This window comes from Pseudomonas sp. EA_65y_Pfl1_P113, assembly GCF_963970525.1.
GTDB classification, from domain to species: Bacteria; Pseudomonadota; Gammaproteobacteria; order Pseudomonadales; family Pseudomonadaceae; genus Aquipseudomonas; species Aquipseudomonas tritici.
Genome location: NZ_CAXAQM010000181.1, coordinates 1 through 682, shown reverse-complemented (window position 1 = coordinate 682; position 682 = coordinate 1). Strand labels below are relative to the sequence as shown.

Genomic DNA, 682 nt, shown 5'->3' with positions numbered 1-682 from the left:
TGCGGGAAACGGTGATCGCCTCGCCCGTCGTCACCTTGGCGACGATGAACAATTCGGCCAGCGCCGCGGGCGACAGCGGTGCCTCGGGCACCACCACCTCCGCCTCCAGGCTTGAGCGCACGATCTTCTCGCGCCGCAGCGGTTCGATCGCCTCGGTCACATGCGTGCGCAAAGCGCGGACTGCCGCCCAATGCGCGGCGTCAACGTCCGCCACGGCCGGCACCTCGGGCCATTCGAGCAAATGCACCGACCCGTCCTCGCTTGGGAAGCGCGACTGCCACACTTCCTCTGCGGTGAAGCACAAAACCGGCGCCGCATAGCGCAGCAGCGCGTGGAACAGCGTGTCGAACAGCGTGCGGCAACCGCGTCGCTTGGGATCGTCGACCCCGTCGCAATAGAGCGAATCCTTGCGGATATCGAAGTAAAAGGCCGACAGGTCTTCATGCGCGAATTCGGTCAGCAGCCGGACATAGCTGTTAAAGTCATACACGGCGACCGCCGCGCGCAGCTTCGCATCCAGTTCGGCGAGCAGATGGAGCATGTAGCGCTCCAGCTCGGGCATTTCCGCGACCGGCAGACGCTCGGCCTCGTCAAACCCTTCCAGCGCTCCCAGCAGGTAGCGGAAGGTGTTGCGCAGCTTGCGATACTGGTCGGAGACGCCGTTCAGAATCTCCTTGCCGAT

1 protein-coding gene is annotated in these 682 nt (G+C 64.4%); it reads right to left on the bottom strand.

What is annotated here, in order from left to right; all coding sequences use genetic code 11:
- A partial coding sequence (locus AACY52_RS29010) for a class I tRNA ligase family protein (RefSeq protein WP_339561171.1) occupies nt 1–682 on the bottom strand: 682 nt, incomplete at both ends.